The 16,890-nt window shown below is 74.4% G+C and carries 14 protein-coding genes and 1 riboswitch; of the genes, 13 read left to right on the forward strand and 1 reads right to left on the reverse strand.

Annotated elements, in window-relative coordinates:
- Positions 1-60 precede the first annotated feature (60 nt).
- A riboswitch (TPP riboswitch) is annotated at positions 61-191 on the forward strand.
- The 6 genes from ASF50_RS17020 to ASF50_RS17045 all read left to right on the forward strand — a co-directional run bounded on the left by ASF50_RS17020 (position 181) and on the right by ASF50_RS17045 (position 8,072).
- Positions 181-1,299, forward strand: coding sequence for a thiamine ABC transporter substrate binding subunit (locus ASF50_RS17020; protein WP_056905278.1), 1,119 nt, complete (start codon positions 181-183; stop codon positions 1,297-1,299). (Overlaps the previous riboswitch by 11 nt.)
- The gene (locus ASF50_RS17025; protein ID WP_056905448.1) at positions 1,296-2,930 is read left to right on the forward strand and encodes an ABC transporter permease; all 1,635 of its coding nucleotides are present in this window, start codon (positions 1,296-1,298) and stop codon (positions 2,928-2,930) included. The genes ASF50_RS17020 and ASF50_RS17025 overlap by 4 nt, the downstream gene beginning before the upstream one ends.
- Before the next feature lie 49 nt (positions 2,931-2,979).
- Positions 2,980-4,029 (forward strand): ABC transporter ATP-binding protein, encoded by a 1,050-nt coding sequence (locus ASF50_RS17030; RefSeq protein ID WP_056905279.1) that lies wholly within the window; start codon positions 2,980-2,982, stop codon positions 4,027-4,029.
- A 23-nt stretch (positions 4,030-4,052) separates the two neighbouring features.
- Entirely contained in the window at positions 4,053-5,099 is a 1,047-nt protein-coding gene (locus tag ASF50_RS17035; RefSeq protein WP_165699049.1) for a phosphatase PAP2 family protein, read from the forward strand.
- 106 nt (positions 5,100-5,205) lie between these two features.
- The gene (locus ASF50_RS17040) at positions 5,206-7,302 is read left to right on the forward strand and encodes an acyl-CoA dehydrogenase (RefSeq protein ID WP_082503325.1); all 2,097 of its coding nucleotides are present in this window, start codon (positions 5,206-5,208) and stop codon (positions 7,300-7,302) included.
- On the forward strand, positions 7,302-8,072 hold the full coding sequence (locus ASF50_RS17045) for a class I SAM-dependent methyltransferase (protein ID WP_056905280.1): 771 nt from the start codon (positions 7,302-7,304) through the stop codon (positions 8,070-8,072). Before ASF50_RS17040 ends, ASF50_RS17045 begins: the two co-directional genes overlap by 1 nt.
- Before the next feature lie 54 nt (positions 8,073-8,126).
- On the opposite strand, the gene ASF50_RS17050 is transcribed toward ASF50_RS17045, so the two are convergent.
- Positions 8,127-8,615, reverse strand: coding sequence for an inorganic diphosphatase (locus ASF50_RS17050; protein ID WP_056865249.1), 489 nt, complete (start codon positions 8,613-8,615; stop codon positions 8,127-8,129).
- Between the two features lie 212 nt (positions 8,616-8,827).
- On the opposite strand from ASF50_RS17050, the gene dacB reads away from it, so the two are divergent.
- From dacB to folE, 7 genes are all read left to right on the forward strand, one after another.
- Positions 8,828-10,264: a D-alanyl-D-alanine carboxypeptidase/D-alanyl-D-alanine-endopeptidase gene (gene dacB, locus ASF50_RS17055; protein ID WP_056905281.1), complete on the forward strand. Its 1,437-nt coding sequence runs from the start codon at positions 8,828-8,830 to the stop codon at positions 10,262-10,264.
- Positions 10,265-10,316: 52 nt separating this feature from the next.
- Positions 10,317-11,372 carry a zinc-dependent metalloprotease gene (locus ASF50_RS17060; protein WP_056905282.1) on the forward strand — a complete coding sequence of 352 codons (1,056 nt, stop codon included), beginning with the start codon at positions 10,317-10,319 and terminating at the stop codon, positions 11,370-11,372.
- Positions 11,373-11,392: 20 nt separating this feature from the next.
- Positions 11,393-12,379 (forward strand): tRNA lysidine(34) synthetase TilS, encoded by a 987-nt coding sequence (tilS, locus tag ASF50_RS17065; RefSeq protein WP_056905283.1) that lies wholly within the window; start codon positions 11,393-11,395, stop codon positions 12,377-12,379.
- A 232-nt stretch (positions 12,380-12,611) separates the two neighbouring features.
- Complete coding sequence (locus ASF50_RS17070) at positions 12,612-13,325, forward strand: Ig-like domain-containing protein (RefSeq protein WP_056905284.1); 714 nt, start codon at positions 12,612-12,614, stop codon at positions 13,323-13,325.
- A gap of 43 nt (positions 13,326-13,368) precedes the next feature.
- Positions 13,369-13,920 carry a hypoxanthine phosphoribosyltransferase gene (gene hpt / locus ASF50_RS17075; RefSeq protein WP_056905285.1) on the forward strand — a complete coding sequence of 184 codons (552 nt, stop codon included), beginning with the start codon at positions 13,369-13,371 and terminating at the stop codon, positions 13,918-13,920.
- Between the two features lie 149 nt (positions 13,921-14,069).
- Complete coding sequence (gene ftsH / locus ASF50_RS17080; RefSeq protein ID WP_056905286.1) at positions 14,070-16,154, forward strand: ATP-dependent zinc metalloprotease FtsH; 2,085 nt, start codon at positions 14,070-14,072, stop codon at positions 16,152-16,154.
- Between the two features lie 4 nt (positions 16,155-16,158).
- Positions 16,159-16,773: a GTP cyclohydrolase I FolE gene (gene folE / locus ASF50_RS17085; protein ID WP_056864884.1), complete on the forward strand. Its 615-nt coding sequence runs from the start codon at positions 16,159-16,161 to the stop codon at positions 16,771-16,773.
- Positions 16,774-16,890: the final 117 nt, after the last annotated feature.

Consider the following 16,890-nt stretch of genomic DNA (forward strand, 5'->3'; position numbering starts at 1 on the left):
CGCCGGGTGGCCACGGCCCGGCGGCCGACCGTGCCGGAGCGGCCGGCGACCTACACTGGCCGCAGAAGACAGGGGAGCACGACCGGCCACCGGTGGCGTGCTGAGAGTGCGGACGACGAGTCGCGTCGTACCGCAGACCCTCCGAACCTGCTCCGGTTAGCACCGGCGAAGGGAGTCCACATGAGGCGTGCGCGCGCACTCACCGTCCTGACCACCGCGGTGGTCCTCGGCCTCACCCCGGCCTGCTCGCTGGTCGGCAGCGGCGACGACGACCCGACCGCCGCCGACACGGGCGGTGCGGGCTCCTCCACCGGCGCCGGCGGCACCGAGGGGGCCACCGGCGACGGCAGCGAGGTCGTGCTGGTCACCCACGAGTCGTTCGTCCTGCCCCAGAAGGTCGAGCGGGCCTTCGAGCAGCAGTCGGGCTACGACCTCGTGGTCCGCGCCTCCGGTGACGCCGGCAGCCTCACCAACAAGCTGGTCCTGACCAAGGACTCCCCGACCGGCGACGTGGCCTTCGGCGTCGACAACACCTTCGCCTCCCGCGCGCTGGAGGAGGGCGTCTTCGCCCCCTACGCCTTCGACGCCCCCGCCGGGGTCTCCGACTACGCCGTGCCCGGCGACGACGACGGGGCGCTGACCGCGGTCGACAACGGCAACGTGTGCGTCAACGTCGACGAGACGTGGTTCGCCGAGCGCGACCTCGAGCCGCCGGCCTCGCTCGACGACCTCACCGACCCCGCCTACCGCGACCTGCTCGTGGTGCCCGGGGCCACGACCAGCTCCCCGGGCCTGGCGTTCCTGCTGGCCACGATCGCGGAGTACGGCGAGGACTGGCCCGACTACTGGGCCGACCTCATGGACAACGGCGCCAAGCTCGTCGACGGCTGGTCGGACGCCTACCAGACCGACTTCACCCAGGGCGGCGGTTCCGGCGACCGCCCGGTCGTCGTCTCCTACGACTCCTCCCCGGCCTTCACCCTCGCCGACGACGGCTCGTCGACCACCCGGGCGCTGCTCGACACCTGCTTCCAGCAGGTCGAGTACGTCGGGGTCCTGGCGGGCGCGGAGAACGTGGCCGGGGCCGAGGCGCTGGTGCGCTTCATGACCGGGCCGGAGGTGCAGGCCGCGCTGCCGGAGTCGATGTACGTCTTCCCGGTGGTCGAGGGCACCGAGCTGCCGACCGACTGGGCGCGGCACGCCGAGCGCCCCACCGACCCCTACGAGGTCGACCCCGCCGAGATCGCCACCGAGCGCGCCACGTGGCTGCAGGAGTGGACGGACGTCGTCACCCGGTGAGGCGGGCGCTGACCCTGCTGGCGCTCGCGGCGCTGCCGGTGGCGGTGCTGGCGGTCTTCTTCGTGCTGCCGGTGAGCGGCATGCTCGCACGCGGCTTCGTCGTCGACGGCGTGCTCGACCCGGGTGCCGTGCTCGAGGTGCTGGGCCGCGAGCGGGTGCACCGGGTGCTGTGGTTCACCGTCTGGTCGGCGACGGTGGCCACGGCGCTGTCGGTGCTGCTGGGCCTGCCGGCCGCCTTCGCCCTGCACCGCCTCGACTTCCCGCTGCGCCGCGTGGTGCGCGCCGCGCTGCTCGTGCCCTTCGTGCTGCCGACCGTGGTCGTCGGCATCGCCTTCCGCCAGCTGCTGGGCGAGGCGGGCCCGCTGGCCTTCCTCGGCCTCGACGGCAGCCCGGTGGCGATCGTCGCGGGCCTGGTCTTCTTCAACGTCGCCGTGGTCATCCGCGGCGTGGGCGCGGCGTGGGAGTCGCTCGACCCGCGCCCGGGCGAGGCGGCGGCGGCGCTGGGTGCGAGCCCGCTGCAGGTGCTGCGCACCGTGACCCTGCCGGCGCTGCGCCCGGCGATCGTGTCGTCGGCCAGCGTGGTCTTCCTCTTCTGCGCCACCGCCTTCGGCGTCGTGCTGACCCTGGGCGGGCTGCGCTACTCCTCGGTGGAGACCGAGATCTACCTGCTCACCACCAACCTGCTCGACCTCCAGGCGGCCGCGGCCCTGTCGATCCTCCAGCTCGTGGCGGTCACCGCGCTGCTGCTGGTGGCCGCGCGGCTGCGGGCGGTGCCCGACCCGACGCTGGCGCGCGTCGTGCCCCGCCCGCGCCGCCCCCGCCGCGGCGACCTCCCCCAGCTGGGCGCCACCGCGCTGCTGCTCGTGGTGGTCGCCGCGCCCGTGGCGGTGCTGGTGAGCGGCTCGCTGCGCGTCGACGACGCCTGGAGCCTGGGCAACTACCGCGCCCTGCGCACCCCCGGCGAGGGCGGCGCCCTGCTGGTGCCGGTGACCGACGCGCTGCTCACCTCGCTGCGCACCGCGGTCGACGCGACCTGGATGTCGCTGACCCTGGGCCTGCTGGTGGCCGTCGTGGTCACCCGGGGCTCCCGCGGGCGGGCCGAGCGGCGGGTGCGCGCGGCCCTCGACGGCTTCTTCATGCTGCCCCTGGGCGTCTCGGCGGTGACGCTCGGCTTCGGCTTCCTCATCACCCTCGACTCCCCGCCGCTCGACCTGCGCGACTCCCCGCTGCTGGTGCCGGTGGCCCAGGCGCTGGTGGCGCTGCCGCTGGTCGTGCGCACGATCGCCCCCGTGCTCGGCGGCGTCGACGACCGGCAGCGCCAGGCGGCCGCCTCGCTGGGCGCCGGGGCCTGGCGCACCGTGCTCACCGTCGACCTGCCGGTGGTGTGGCGCCCCCTGCTGGCCGCCGCCGGCTTCGCCTTCGCGGTGTCGCTGGGGGAGTTCGGGGCCACCTCCTTCCTCGCGCGCGAGGAGTCCCCGACCCTGCCGGTGGTCATCTACCGCCTCATCGGCAGCCCCGGAGCGATGAACTACGGCATGGCCCTGGCCGCCTCCGTGGTGCTGGCCGCGGCCACCGCCGGTGTGATGCTGGCCGTCGAGCGGCTGCGCGTGCCGTCGCTGGGGGCCCTGTGACCGGCCCTGTGACCGGCCCCGTGACCGGCCCGACGACAGGAGGAGCGCGATGCTCGCGCTGAGCGACGTCTCGGTGTCCTACGACGGCCGCCCGGCCGTCAGCGGGGTCGACCTCGACCTCCCCGACGGCCAGGTGCTCGCCGTGCTGGGCCCCTCGGGGTGCGGCAAGTCGACGCTGCTGCGCGCGGTGGCCGGCCTCGAGCCCGCGACGGGCCGGATCGCGTGGGACGGCGACGACCTGGCCCGCGTGCCGACCCACAGGCGGGGCTTCGCGCTGATGTTCCAGGACGGGCAGCTCTTCGGCCACCTCACCGTCGGGCGCAACGTGGGCTACGCCCTGCGCCTGCGCCGCCGCTCGCGCTCCGGGGCCCGCGAGCAGGCCCGCCGCGTCGAGGAGCTGCTCGAGCTGGTCGGGCTCACCGGCTACGCCGACCGGCTGCCCGGCACGCTGTCGGGCGGGGAGCGCCAGCGGGTGGCGCTGGCCCGCTCGCTGGCCGTCGAGCCCCGGCTGCTGCTGCTCGACGAGCCGCTCTCGGCCCTCGACGCCGGGCTGCGCGAGCGGCTGGCCGTGGAGCTGCGCGACATCCTGCGCCGCGCCGGCACGACCGCGCTGATGGTGACCCACGACCACGAGGAGGCCTTCACCGTGGCCGACCGGCTCGCGGTGATGCGGGCGGGTCGCCTGGTGCAGCACGGCGACATCGGCGAGGTGTGGCGCCACCCCGTCGACGAGGCCACCGCCCTCTTCCTGGGCTACGCCCGCGTCCTGCACGGCCCCGCGGCCGACCGGGTGCTGGCGGCGGCCGGCCGGCCCGTCGCCGCGGGCGGGGCCACGGCGGTCGCCGTACGCCGCTCCGCGCTGCAGCTGGCCGCCCCCGGGCAGCCGGGCGCGCAGGTCGGCGCGCTGGCGGCGACGGTGCGCTCGCTGCGGGGCACGCCGGAGCAGCTGCGGCTGGTCCTCGAGGTCGACGGGGTGGGCGAGGTCGACGCCGTGGCGGGCCTCGACCACCGCGTGGCGCCGGGCGACCGGGTGGGCGTGGTGGTGGACGCCACGCGGCTCGCGGTGCTCCCCGGGGCGCGCGGAGGGGGCGAAGCGTAGGGACAGTCCTTACACTGACCTGCGTGTATCGCCGCGCCTACGTCCTCCTCGTGGTCACCGCGATCGGGATGGGCCTGTGGGCCGTCATCACCGCCGCCGTGCTCGACCAGGGCCTCGTCGACCCCGAGGGCAGCTTCCTCGGCCCGTCGTGGCTGCGCCTGCCGCTGCTGCTGCTCGGCGCGCTGCTGCTCGACCTGCTGCCACGCACGCTGTGGTACTCCAAGGGCCGCCCGACGCTGATGCCGGCGATCGTGCGCGAGCGCCTGCGCTCGCACTGGAACAAGGAGCGCCTGACGCTGGTCGCGCTCGGCATCATCTGCTTCTACGTCGTCTACGTCTGCTACCGCAACATCAAGTCCTACCTCCCGCTCGTCTCCGACCGGATGTACGACCGCGAGCTGCACCTGCTCGACCGCGCGCTCTTCTTCGGCAACGACCCCGCGATCGTGCTGCACGACCTGCTCGGCACCACCGTCGCCGCCCACCTGCTCAGCTACATCTACCTGTGGTTCCTGCCGCTGGTGCCGCTGGCGGTCACGGCCTGGCTGGTGTGGTCGCGCAACATGTCCTACGGCTACTGGTTCGTCACCTCGCAGTGCGTGGCGTGGACCCTCGGCACGATCTCCTACTACGCCCTCCCCACCCTGGGCCCGGGCCTGGAGTACGTCGCGATCTACCAGCCGCTGGCCGACACACCGACGACGTCGCTGATGGAGTCGCTGGTCTACACCCGGCAGAGCTACATGATCCCGGGCCTGGAGGGCCAGGTGCAGTCGGTCGCCGGCTTCGCCAGCCTCCACACCGCGATCACGCTGCTGGTGGCCCTCATGGTGCAGTTCACGCTGCAGAACCGTGTGCTCAAGGTCGTCTTCTGGGTCAACTTCGGCGTCACCGTCGTCGCCACCCTCTACTTCGGCTGGCACTACATCGCCGACGACATCGCCGGCATCATGATCGCGCTGGTCGCCTTCTACGTCGGTGGCCTGGCCAGCGGGCAGAAGTTCGACCGCTACCCGCTCCAGTCGCACCCGACGACCACCACCTCCAAGGTGCCGGTCTCCCGCGACTGAGCCCCTGCCCGCGCCGCGCCCGCCGGCGCGCCCCGGTCTCACCCGTGAGGGCGGCAGATCCGGCGTTTTCCTGGGCGCCCCGGTGACCCGCGAGTAGCGTCGGGGCATGTCGAGCGACACCGTCAGCACCACCGTCACCCCGTCGGCCGCCACCGAGGCCCCCGCCCCGGCCGCGAGCACGCCCGAGCCGGAGCGTCACCGCTCGGGCTACCGCCAGCCCGAGGTCGACGTGGCGGCGATGACCCGCCTGCTCGACGGGAAGTACGCCGAGGTGCGCCAGCTCGTGCGCGACAGCCTCGTCGACCACGCGCAGGTGCTGCGCGACGCCGAGACGATGACGCCCGACGAGTTCCGCGAGCGGGTCAAGGACGTCGTGGTCGAGATCGCCTCGACCGGCCAGAGCGGCCTCGGGTTCCCCGAGGAGTACGGCGGCGGCGGCGACGTCGGCGCCTCGGTGGCCGCCTTCGAGACCCTCGCGCTGGGCGACCTCTCGGTGCTGGTGAAGACCGGCGTGCAGTTCGGCCTCTTCGGCGGCGCCGTGCTCCAGCTCGGCACGAAGGAGCACCACGACCGCTACCTGCCCGACCTCATCGCCGGGCGGCTGCTGGGCTGCTTCGCGATGACCGAGACCGGCCACGGGTCCAACGTGCAGGCCCTCGGCACCGTCGCGACCTTCGACCTGGCCACCCAGGAGTTCGTGATCACCACGACCTCGGAGGAGGCCGGCAAGGACTACATCGGCAACGCCGCCGTCCACGGCACGGTCGCCGTGGTCTTCGCCCAGCTCGAGATCGGCGGGGAGTCGCAGGGCGTCCACGCCTTCGTGGTGCCGATCCGCGTCGACGGCGAGCCCGCGCCGGGCGTGCGCATCGAGGACGACGGCCCCAAGATGGGCCTCGACGGCGTCGACAACGGCCGGCTGTGGTTCGACCACGTGCGGGTGCCGCGCACGAGCCTGCTCAACCGCTTCGCCGACGTCACGCCCGCCGGCGTCTACGAGAGCGCGATCGAGAGCCCCAACCGCCGCTTCTTCACCATGCTCGGCACCCTCATCCAGGGCCGCGTCTGCGTCGGCGGCGCCGGCATCAACGCCGCCAAGGTCGCGATCGCGATCGCGGTCAGGTACGGCGACCGGCGCCGCCAGTTCGAGGCCTCCGACCCCGAGCAGGAGGAGCTGCTGCTCGACTACGGCGTGCACCAGCGCCGGCTGCTGCCGCTGCTGGCCCGCACCTACGCGCTCCACTTCGCCCAGGAGGTCGTCGCCGCCGACCTGCACGCCGTGGCCACCGCCGCCGGCGGCGACGAGGTCGAGGCCGAGACGGCCAAGCGCGAGCTGGAGTCGCGTGCCGCCGGCACCAAGGCGCTCGGCACCTGGCACGCCACCCGCACCATCCAGGAGTGCCGGGAGGCCTGCGGCGGCGCGGGCTACCTCGCCGAGAACCGCTTCGCCGCGCTCAAGGCCGACACCGACGTCTTCACCACCTTCGAGGGCGACAACACCGTGCTCATGCAGCTGGTGGCCAAGGGCCTGCTCACCGGCTACGCCAGCGAGTTCGAGGACATGGACCAGTTCGGCATGGTCCGCTTCGTCGCCGGCCTGGCCGTCGAGACCGTCGTGGAGAAGACGGCCGTGCACAAGCTGGTGCAGCGGCTGCGCGACGTGCTGCCCGGCGGCGACGAGTGGGACCAGGAGGCCGGGCTGCTCGACCCCGAGTACCAGCTCGGCATGCTCCGCTTCCGCGAGGAGCACATGGTCAGCGGGGTCGCGCGGCGCCTCAAGCGCGGCATCGACGGCGGCATGAACGCCGGCCAGGTCTTCTCGCGCGTGCAGGACCACGTGATCGGCGCCGCCCACGCCCACATGGAGCGGCTCGTGCTCGAGGCCTTCGTGGCCAAGGTGCGCGCCCTGCCCGACGGCGACCAGAAGGTGGCCCTCAACCTGCTGTGCGACCTGCACGCCCTCTCGGTCATCGAGGCCGACCGGGCGTGGTTCATGGAGCACGGCCGGCTCTCGGTGCAGCGCTCCAAGGCGATCAGCCGCGAGGTCTCCTCGCTGTGCCGCAAGGTCCGCCCGATCGCGGTCGACCTCGTCGACGCCCTCGGCGTGCCCGAGGAGATGCTGCGCTCGCCGGGCCTGGTCGGCCCCGTCGGCACCCCGCGCGAGTCCTCGGTGCGCGCCGCCGCGGAGCGGGCCGGGGCCTGATGGCGCGCCCGCGCGGGCCGGCCCGCCTGGTCTCCGCCGTCGGCGGTGCGCTCGGCTCGGCGTACGTCGGGGCGCGTGCGGCCGGCGAGCAGGTCGCGCGCCTGCCCGGGCGGGTCACCGGCGGCTGGGAAGGCGACCCGCTGTGGGGCGCCTTCTACGACTGGACCGTCGAGCACCCCGGCGTCGGTGGGCCGCTGTGGCGCCTGGGCCTGGGCACCGACCAGCAGCTGCTCTTCACCGCCGCCGAGGAGGTCGGCCACCTGCCCGACGGCTCCCGCGTGCTCGACGTGCCGTGCGGCGGCGGGGTGGCGCTGCGCTCGCTGCGCGCCGACCAGCAGGTGGAGGTGGTGGCCGTCGACATCGCCGAGGTGATGCTCGAGCGGACCCGTCGCGCCGCCGCCGACCGCAAGGTCGACCACCTGGTCACCACGGTGGCCGCCGACGTGGCCGACCTGCCCTTCGACGACGCCTCCTTCGACCTCGTCGTCAGCCTCATGGGGCTGCACTGCTTCCCCGACCCCGCCGCCGCGGTGGCCGAGCTCGCGCGGGTGCTGCGGCCCGGCGGCGTGCTCAGCGCCAGCCTGCTGCTGCGCGGCACCGTGCCGGCGCTGTCGCCGGCCTGGCAGGTCGGTCGCGCCAGCGGGCTGCTCGGGCCGGGCTGCTCCAGCGTCGAGCTGCGCAGCTGGCTGGCCCGCGGCGGCGTCCAGGACGTCACCCTCCAGGTCAGCGGCGCCGTGGCCTACGTGCGCGGCGTCCGCCGCCTCCCCTGACGCACCGCAGCCCCCGCCCGGGTGACCGGACGGGGGCTGCGGGAGGGCGTCGGCTCAGTGGCCGGTCTTCTTGAAGCGGTCGAAGGAGGCGTGGACCTCGGCCTCGGCCTCGGTGCGGCCGACCCACTCCGCGCCCTCGACGGACTTGCCGGGCTCGAGGTCCTTGTAGACCTCGAAGAAGTGCTGGATCTCCAGGCGGTCGAACTTCGAGACGTGGCTGATGTCGCGCAGGTGCTCCTGGCGCGGGTCGGTCGCCGGCACGCAGAGGACCTTGTCGTCGCCGCCGGCCTCGTCGGTCATGCGGAACATGCCGATCGCGCGGCACTTGATCAGGCAGCCCGGGAAGGTCGGCTCCTGGAGGATGACCAGCGCGTCGAGCGGGTCGCCGTCCATGCCGAGGGTGTCCTCGATGTAGCCGTAGTCGGCGGGGTACTGCGTGGAGGTGAAGAGGGTGCGGTCCAGGCGGATGCGCCCCGACTCGTGGTCGACCTCGTACTTGTTGCGCTGACCCTTGGGGATCTCCACGAGCACGTCGAACTCCAGCACAGTCAGCCTCCGCTTGTGTCGGCCCGTCGTGGGCCGGATGTCGGTGGGCCCTCGACCGGTCGGGTCGGGGGCCAGGTCCTCGGGCCCGACGTGGGCCCGGCGGCGATTGTCGCGCACAATGACCCGAAACGCTGCAGCGGGAAGGGGATTCGGTGGGTCGACGTGACGCAGGCCACGCTCCGCGGCGGCGTGGCGGGCGTCTGCTGGCGGTGGTCCTCGTGCTCGCGCTCGGCGCCGGCGGGGCCGCGGCGTGGCGCACCGGCGTGCTCGACGACGCCGCCCGAGAGGTCGGCGACCGCTTCGCCGCGCTCACCGGCGACCCCGCGCCCGGCCCCGGCGACCCCTCCCGCGTCCCGCCGCCCGACGGCCTCGACCTCCCCGACCTCGACGAGCCGGCGCCCGTCGCCGCCGCGGCCGGCCTGCGCACCCTCGACCGTGCCACCGTACGACGCACGCTCGCGGCCGCGCTCGGCGACCGCGACCTCGGGCGCCACGTGGTCGCCGCGGTGGCCGGCCTCGGCGACGGCGCCGCGGGGTCGGCGCCGGTGGGCCTGGTGGCCCGCGGGCGGACGCCGGCCGCCGTGCCCGCCTCCACCACCAAGCTGCTCACCGCCGTGGGCGCGCTCAGCGTGCTCGACCCCGCGACCACCTTCGAGACGCGGGTCGTGCGCCGCGGGTCGACGCTGACCCTCGTCGGCGGGGGAGACCCGTTCCTGGCCCGGACCCCGGCGGCGGCCGAGGGCGCGGCGTACCCCCGGCGGGCCGACGTGACCACGCTGGCGCGCCGCACGGCCGCGGCGCTGCGGGGCACGGGCGCCGGCCCGCTGCGCCTCACCTACGACGCCAGCCTCTTCACCGGCCCCGCGGTCAACCCGTCGTGGCCCGCCGACTACGTGCCCGACGGGGTCGTGGCGCCGATCTCGGCGCTGTGGGTCGACGAGGGCCGTCCCGCCAGCGGCGTCGGCCGCGTGGCCGACCCGGCGCGCGAGGCCGCCGACGTCTTCGCGGCCGCGCTGCGACAGGCCGGCGTGGCGGTGCAGGGCCGCCCGCGGCGCGCTCAGGCCGCGGTCGGTGCCGACCCGGTGGCCGAGGTGAGCAGCGCGCCGCTGCCCGAGATCGTCGACCAGCTGCTCCAGGTCAGCGACAACGAGGCCACCGAGGTGCTGCTGCGCCACGTCGGCCTGGCCAGCGGGGGAGAGGGCAGCAGCGCGGCCGGGGTGGCCGGCGTCGCCGAGGTGCTGCGCGACCTCGGCGTGCCGGTGCCGGTGCGCCAGCTCGACGGCAGCGGGCTGTCGCGGGAGAACCTCATCGCCCCCGAGACACTGGTCGGGGTGCTGCGCGCGGTCGGCACCTCCGCCGAGGACTCCCCGCTGCGCGCCGTGCTCGGCGGCCTGCCGGTGGCCGGCTTCACCGGCTCGCTCGCGCTGCGCTTCGACGACGTGGCTCCGGACGCGGTCGGCGACGTGCGCGCCAAGACCGGCACCCTCACCGGGGTGAGCAGCCTGGCCGGCGTCGCGGTCGACCGCCGGGGCACGCCGCTGGTCTTCGCGCTCATGGCCGACCGGATCCGCGAGGTCGACACCCTCGACGCCCGGGCCGCCCTCGACCGCGCCGCGGCCGCCCTCGCGGCCTGCACCTGCTCGTGACCCGGACCCTGACCCGCGCCCGGGTCAGGGCGCCACGGATAGGTTCGGGGCCATGAGCACCCCCACGCCGGAGACCCCGGAGATCATCGACTGGGACCTCGCGGTCTCGCTGGGCTCGCGCCTGGCCGGCGACGGCCCCACGGTCGGGCGGGCCGAGGCGACGGCCGTCGTGGAGGAGCTGCGCGCCGGCGCCCACCGCTCCACCGGGCTGGTGCGCGACTTCACCGGGCTCGACGCCCCCGACGGCACCGCGCCGGTCCTCGTGGTCGACCGTGCCGGGTGGGTGCAGGCCAACGCCGACGGCTTCAAGGCGGTGCTGGCCCCGGTCGTGGCCAAGCTGGTGGAGAAGAAGCCCCCCTCGGGGCTCTCGCTGGCCCTGGGGTCGCGGATCACCGGTCTCGAGGTCGGCGGGCTGCTCGGCTTCCTCGGCGGCAAGGTGCTGGGCCAGTTCGACCCGTTCTTCGCCCCGGCGGGCCGGCTGCTGCTGGTCGCCCCCAACATCGTGCACGTCGAGCGGGAGCTCGGCGTCGACCCCACCGACTTCCGGCTCTGGGTCTGCCTGCACGAGGAGACCCACCGCGTGCAGTTCACCGCCGTCCCCTGGATGCGCGACCACCTCTTCTCCCTGGTCGGCCAGGTCGCCGACACCATGGACTCCTCCCGCATGCTCGACGACGGCCTCAAGCGGGTCAGCGAGGTGCTGCGCTCGCGTGGTCGCGACGGCGAGGGCGGCTCGCTGATGGACCTGGTGAGCAGCCCCGAGCAGAAGGAGCTGATGGACCAGGTCACCGGCGTCATGAGCCTGCTCGAGGGCCACGCCGACGTGGTCATGGACGGCGTCGGCCCGCGCGTCATCCCGAGCGTCGAGCACATCCGCGGCCGCTTCGACGAGCGGCGCAAGGGCGTCGGCGCCCTCGACCGCCTGCTGCGCCGCCTGCTCGGCCTCGACGCCAAGATGGCGCAGTACCGCGACGGCGCCGCCTTCGTGCGCACCGTCGTCGACCGGGTCGGCATGGAGCAGTTCAACGCCGTGTGGGCCGGCCCGCAGAACCTCCCGAGCAAGGCCGAGATCCACGACCCCTCCGCCTGGGTCGCCCGGGTCCTCTGAGACAGGCCGGGTCGAGCGCGATGCCCAGGCTGCACCCCGCGGTCGCCGCGGTCCGCCTCGCCGTACGCCGGGAGCTGGCCGACCTCCCGGCGGGCGCGACGGTGGTGGTGGCCTGCTCCGGCGGGCCCGACTCGCTCGCCCTGCTGGCCGCCACGGTGCACGAGTCGCGGGCGGGGGGCTGGCGCGTCGTCGGGGTCACGGTCGACCACGGCCTGCAGGAGGGCTCGGCCGAGCAGGCCGCCCGCGTGGTGGAGCAGATGGCCGCGCTGGGCGCCGACGAGACGGCGGGGGCGCGGGTGCAGGTCGTGCTCGACGGCGAGGGTCCCGAGGGAGCGGCGCGACGGGCCCGCTACGCCGTGCTCGACCGGGTCGGCGCCCACTTCGACGCCGCCGCGGTGCTGCTCGGCCACACCCGCGACGACCAGGCCGAGACGGTGCTGCTGGGGCTGGCCCGCGGCTCCGGCGCCCGCTCCCTGGCCGGGATGCGCCGCCGCTTCGACCGCTACCGCCGCCCGCTGCTCGAGGTCGCCCGCGACGACACGGTCACCGCCTGCCAGGTCGAGGGCCTCGACGTATGGGACGACCCGCACAACCACGACCCGGGCTACGCGCGGGTCCGGGTGCGCCGCGCCGTGCTGCCCGCCCTCGAGGAGCACCTGGGCCCCGGCGTGGCCGCGGCCCTGGCCCGCACGGCCGAGCAGCTGCGCGCCGACGCCGACCTGCTCGACGACCTCGCCGAGGTCGAGCACGCCCGGCTGGTCCGGCCCGACGGCGCCCTGCCGGTGGCCGAGCTCGCCGACCGGCCCGACGCCCTGCGCCGCCGCGTCCTGCGCCTGGCCGCCCTCGACGCCGGGGCCCCGGCCGCCGAGCTCCTCCACGAGCACGTGCGCGCCCTCGACGCGCTCGTCACCGACTGGCACGGCCAGCGCTGGATCGACCTCCCCGGGCCCCTGCGCGGCACCCGGGCCGACGGCCTGCTGCGGATCGCGGCGCCCCCGGTGGCCTGAGCCCTCCCGGGCCCCCGGGCCCGCCGGGCCGTCCCGGGCCGTCCCGGGCCGGACCGCGACGGGCGGTCCAGACCGCTCGACGCCCCACGGGCAGGGCGGGCCGAACGCCTCAGGTCGGCGACCCGAGGTGCCGATGGTCTGCGTGGCAGCCCCCCGGCCGCCCCCGGCCCACCCCGCCGGACCTGACCCCCTCGGGCGCCCCCTGCCCGCCGCTCCCCCCGGAGACCCCCCGATGAAGATGCTCACGACCTCGCTCGTCGCCGCCGCCACCCTCGCCGCCACGGCCATGCTCGCTCCCGGCACCACGGCCACCGCGTCCTCCAGCCACGGCGTCGCCCCCCGGGTCGCCGGCACGGGCGGGGCGATGGTGCAGGGCGCGGTCGTCGACCAGCGCGGTCGCCACGTCGACGACGTCGAGGTGCAGGCCGTCGACCTGGCCACCGGCGACGTCGTGGCCAGCGACCTGTCCTACGCCTCGCCCGACAACGACATCGAGCACGGCTACTTCGCCCTGCGGGTGCGCAGCGGCAGCTACGAGGTCACCTTCTCCAAGCCCGGCTACGCCAGCGGGAGCATCGTCGTCGACCGCGCCCGCCGCGAGAAGGCCGGCATCGGCGAGGTCGAGCTGACCAAGAGGCCGGTCGCCTCCGACACCGACGCCCGCGCCCCGCGCCGCGTCGAGCTCGGCGACAAGGTGCGCGTCACCGTGCGCGTGAGCGCCGCCGGCGACCCCGCCACCCCCAGCGGCGCGGTCGTGCTCACCGCCGGCCGTCGCGTCGTCGAGCGCGGCCAGCTGCGCGACAACGGCACCGTCGTGCTCGACCTGGGCCGCCTGGACCGTGGCGAGCACACCTTCGTCGCGAGCTACGCCGGCAACGACCTGCTCAAGGGCTCCAGCTCCCAGCGGGTGCCGGTCGAGGTCTACAAGCCCCGCCGTCGCCACTGACCCGCCGTCGCCACCGACCCGCAGCGCCCCTAGGCTCTGCGCCATGGACTCTGCCCACGTGGAGAACGACCTCGTCAACGTGCTGTTCACCGAGGCCCAGATCCAGGAGCGGCTCGGTGAGCTCGCCGCCCGGATCGAGGACGACTACGCCGGCAAGGACCTGCTGATCGTCGGCATCCTGCGCGGTGCGGTGATGGTGATGGCCGACATGGCCCGCAGCTTCAGCCGCCACCTCGAGATGGACTGGATGGCGGTGTCGTCCTACGGCTCCGGCACCAAGTCCAGCGGCGTCGTGCGGATCCTCAAGGACCTCGACACCGACATCTCCGGGCGTCACGTGATCATCGTCGACGAGATCATCGACACCGGCCTGACCCTGTCGTGGCTGACCTCCAACCTCACCAGCCGCAACCCCGCGAGCGTGGAGATCTGCACCCTGCTGCGCAAGCCCGAGGCCCTGCAGATGCCCGTCGACGTCAAGTACATCGGCTGGGACATCCCCAACGAGTTCGTCGTGGGCTACGGGCTGGACTACAAGGAGCAGTACCGCAACCTGCGCGACATCGGCACGCTCGCGCCGCACGTCTACTCCTGACCGCCGCTCCACCGGGCCCGGCCGGGCCGACCCGGGCCGACCCGGCACCGCGTCTCTCAGGCCCCTCTCAACCGAGCGCCTGAGAGACTGGACCACGCCTGCCACCTGTACCGTCGTGGGTTCAGCCGTGCACAAGACGAGAGAAGTCCGTGAAGCGCATTTTCAAGGGTCCCTGGTTGTGGATCGTCGTCGCCGTGGTGGGTGTCCTGCTCGCCCTGCAGTTCCTCGCGCCCAACAGCGGTGGCGACGAGATCGACGCCTCGACGATGAGCAAGTACATCGCCGACGGCGACGTCGAGGAGATCACCTTCGTCGGGGGTGACCAGCAGATCAAGGCCGTCCTCGACGACGGCGTGCGCGACGAGGGCTCCGAGGTCACCACCTACTGGATCAACGGCACCCAGCGCGACCTCGTCAACGCCGCGCAGGCGCAGTACCGCGCCGGCACGATCGACGACGTCAAGACCGAGATCTCGCGCCCCAGCCTGCTCAGCTCGTTCCTGTTCTCCGTGCTGCCCATCGTGATCATCGTGATCATCTTCCTGTGGCTGCTCAACAGCATGCAGGGCGGCGGCGGCCGCGGTGTCATGCAGTTCGCCAAGTCCAAGGCCAAGCTGATCTCCAAGGACATGCCGAAGTCGACGTTCAACGACGTGGCCGGCTGCGAGGAGGCCATCGAGGAGCTCGGCGAGATCAAGGAGTTCCTCCAGGAGCCGGCGAAGTTCCAGGCCGTCGGGGCCAAGATCCCCAAGGGCGTGCTGCTCTACGGCCCTCCCGGCACCGGCAAGACCCTGCTGGCGCGCGCCGTGGCCGGCGAGGCCGGCGTGCCCTTCTACTCCATCTCCGGCTCCGACTTCGTCGAGATGTTCGTCGGTGTCGGCGCGTCCCGCGTGCGCGACCTATTCGAGCAGGCCAAGGAGAACGCCCCGGCCATCGTCTTCATCGACGAGATCGACGCCGTGGGCCGTCACCGCGGCGCCGGCATGGGCGGCGGCCACGACGAGCGCGAGCAGACCCTCAACCAGCTGCTCGTCGAGATGGACGGCTTCGACGTGCGCGGCGGGGTCATCCTCATCGCCGCCACCAACCGCCCCGACGTGCTCGACCCCGCGCTGCTGCGCCCGGGCCGCTTCGACCGCCAGATCCAGGTCGACGCCCCCGACCTCTCGGGCCGCCACCAGATCCTCCAGGTGCACTCGCGCGGCAAGCCCATGTCGCCCGACATCGACCTGATCTCCGTGGCGCGCCGCACCCCGGGCTTCACCGGCGCCGACCTGGCCAACGTGCTCAACGAGGCCGCGCTGCTCACCGCGCGCACCAACGACAAGCTGATCACCGACGCCGCCCTCGACGAGGCCATCGACCGCGTCATCGCCGGCCCGCAGCGCCGCACCCGCCTGATGAGCGAGAAGGAGAAGCTCATCACGGCCTACCACGAGGGCGGCCACGCCCTCGTCGCCGCGGCCCTGCCCGGCACCGACCCGGTGCACAAGATCACGATCCTCCCGCGCGGTCGCGCCCTGGGCTACACGATGGTGCTGCCCGACGAGGACAAGTACTCCCAGACCCGCTCGGAGATGCTCGACAAGCTGGCCTACATGCTCGGCGGGCGCGCCGCGGAGGAGATGATCTTCCACGACCCCACCACCGGCGCCGGCAACGACATCGAGAAGGCCACCAACCTCGCGCGGGCCATGGTCACCCAGTACGGCATGACCGACCGCCTCGGGGCCATCAAGCTCGGCGAGACCCAGGGCGAGCCCTTCCTGGGCCGCGACATGGGCCACTCGCGCAACTACTCCGAGGACGTCGCCGCGATCGTCGACGAGGAGACGAAGAACTTCCTCGCCGTCGCCCACCAGGAGGCCTTCGACATCCTCGAGGAGAACCGCGACGTGCTCGACGCCCTCGTGCTCGAGCTGCTCGACAAGGAGACCCTCGACAAGGCCGAGGTGGCCCGCGTCTTCGAGCCGCTGCGCCGCCGCCCGGTGCGCCCGGCCTGGACCGGCTCGCCCGACCGTCGACCCTCCGACATCCCGGCCGTGGAGATCCCGCAGGCCATCCGCGACCGCGCCCGCAGCAACGGCGCCCCCGCCGACCAGCCCGCCGGCGTCGTGCTGACCCCGCCCGGGGCCGGCGGCGACGTCCACGGCGACCCCGGCCTCGGCCCCGACGGCACCCCGCCGGCGCCCCCCACCCCTCCGAGCCCCGGCTCGCCCACGCAGCAGGGATGACCCCGTGACCGACCGCATCAGCGCCCCCGAGCGCGCCCCCGAGGACATCCCCGCCTTCGACCACGAGCGCGCCGAGGCCGCCGTGCGCGAGCTGCTCTGCGCGATCGGCGAGGACCCCGACCGCGAGGGGCTGCGCGAGACCCCGGCCCGCGTCGCCCGCGCCTACGCCGAGCTCACCGCCGGCCTGCGGATGACCCCGCAGGAGGTGCTCTCGACCACCTTCGACCTCGGCCACGACGAGATGGTCCTCGTGCGCGACATCGAGCTGTGGTCGATGTGCGAGCACCACCTCGTGCCCTTCACCGGGGTGGCCCACGTCGGCTACATCCCGGCCGCGAGCGGCAAGATCACGGGCCTGTCCAAGCTGGCGCGCCTGGTCGACGTCTACTCCAAGCGCCCGCAGGTGCAGGAGCGGCTCACCACCCAGGTCGCCGACGCGCTCATGGACATCCTCGAGGCCCGCGGCGTCATCGTCGTGATCGAGGCCGAGCACCTGTGCATGACCATGCGCGGGGTCAGGAAGCACGGCGCGCGCACCATCACCTCCGCCGTGCGCGGCATCATGCACAGCGGCCCCACCCGCGCCGAGGCGATGGCGCTGATCCGCGGCACGCACTGACGTGACCGGCGACCGCCCGGGGGTCCCGCCGGCCCCGCCCACGGCGCAGGCCCCGTCGACGACGCAGGCCCCGCCGGGGGCGGCCTCCCCGGCGGCCGCGTCGCTGCGGCTGCCGCT

It is taken from the genome of Nocardioides sp. Leaf307 (assembly GCF_001423135.1).
In the GTDB taxonomy this organism is placed as follows: domain Bacteria; phylum Actinomycetota; class Actinomycetes; order Propionibacteriales; family Nocardioidaceae; genus Nocardioides; species Nocardioides kribbensis.